The organism is bacterium (assembly GCA_030654305.1).
Taxonomy (GTDB): Bacteria; Krumholzibacteriota; Krumholzibacteriia; order LZORAL124-64-63; family LZORAL124-64-63; genus PNOJ01.
This window is the reverse complement of record JAURXS010000028.1, coordinates 1-1,552: the sequence shown is the minus strand read 5'-3', so window position 1 is coordinate 1,552 and position 1,552 is coordinate 1. Positions and strand designations below refer to the sequence as shown.

Sequence of the window (1,552 nt, the reverse complement as noted above, 5' to 3'; positions counted from 1 at the left end):
CTGCTCAACGCCGGCGTCACGAACGCCCCGCGCAACTACGGGCCCGTGAACCTGGGCGCGATCGGCCGCCACACCGTGTGGGTGCGCGAGGACGGCCTGGACAGCGCGGCCGAGTCCGACGAGGACAACAACATCTACGCCAAGCAGTTCGTCTTCGCGCCGCAGGACCTGGACCTGGGCGAGACGATCGCGCGCACCGGCGGCCTGCCCGACGCGACCGCCGGCCATGGGATGTTGCCCATCGGCAGCACGTTCTACCCCAACGGCGACGGCTTCGAGATCGAGGTCTGCCTCTTCCCCGAACTGGTCTGGGCCGTTCCGGACGACGCTGACGACCGGATCGTGCTGCGCCTGCACCAGCACGATTTCAACCAGACCGGGTTCATGACGCCGCTGGCGACGTCGACCAGCCTCGCCGACCTGCCGGCGACCGTCATCCAGAACCCCTCCGAGACGATCATGACCAGCTACTGCGTCGGCGTCCTGGACGATGAGGACAGCGGCGCCACCTACCGGGTCCACCGCGAGATCGGGCAGTTCTTCGCCATGCCGGACACCTTGTCCGGGTCGCTGTCGACCGCCGACTGCCTGGACTTCTACCTGACCTACAACGATCTCGACGAGGAGGCGTGGTTCACGATCAAGCTGGCCAACGCGAGCACTCGTGACCTGCAGCTGCGCTTCTTCGAGCCCGGGTTCGCCCTGGGCACCCTGGCGAACGCCAACGCCCTCGTCACGGCCGCGGCCGGCGACACGGTGCACCACAGCGTGTTGCTGCCGCCGGGCGAGATGGCGCTGACGGTGGTCACCCGCGATCCCCGTCCCGCCGGCTCGTCGCCGTACACGGTCTTCGCCTACCGCGCGAAGTCCGACCCGGCGACCACGGTGCCCGCGGGCTGGTTCGCCAACGTCGTGCCCCAGGTCGGCACGCCGTACAACGCCGCCGTGGACGCCATCCCGGCGCCGACGTCGCTCACCGGCAACAGCGCGGCGACCGGCATCTACTGGTCGCTGAGCAACGAGAGCGCCGAGGCCGCGGTCCCGATCGGGCTGAGCCACAGCCTCTACCTGGACGGCACGAGTTTCCTCACCGGGACCTTCATCGAGGCGATCTCGCCGTCCTACGTCGTCAAGGCCGTGCGCAGCACCCTGCTGAACGTCCGCGGCGGCCGTCACGCGCTCACCCACAGCGTCAACAGCAACTCCGCGGTCGACGAGGACGACTGGACCAACAACCGCCAGGGCCGGCAGTGGGTCTGGTCCGCCCAGACCCTGACCGCGAACACGACCTACCAGCTGCCGGCGCCCGCGAACCCGTTCGGCGGCCTCGCCCTGGTGACCGCGGGCACCGTGGCCCCGAACTGCGACGGCTACCGGCCGAGCACGCCGGTGATGCCGAGCGTGCCCACGATCGTCGCCGCCTACGCGTGGGACGACGTGCTCGACGTGGATCTGGGGATCTACGCGAGCGCCACCGTGCAGGAGGGGTACACGTCGGACTACGCCCTGTCGCAGTGGAGCGGACCGGGCTGCGATTTCGTGCTGCGCGGCG

Annotated in this window: 1 protein-coding gene; it reads left to right on the top strand. The window is 69.8% G+C overall.

Features of this window, described 5'->3' with window-relative positions:
• Window positions 1–1,552, top strand: a 1,552-nt coding sequence (locus Q7W29_00715; protein ID MDO9170336.1) for a hypothetical protein, incomplete at both ends; no start/stop codon positions are given.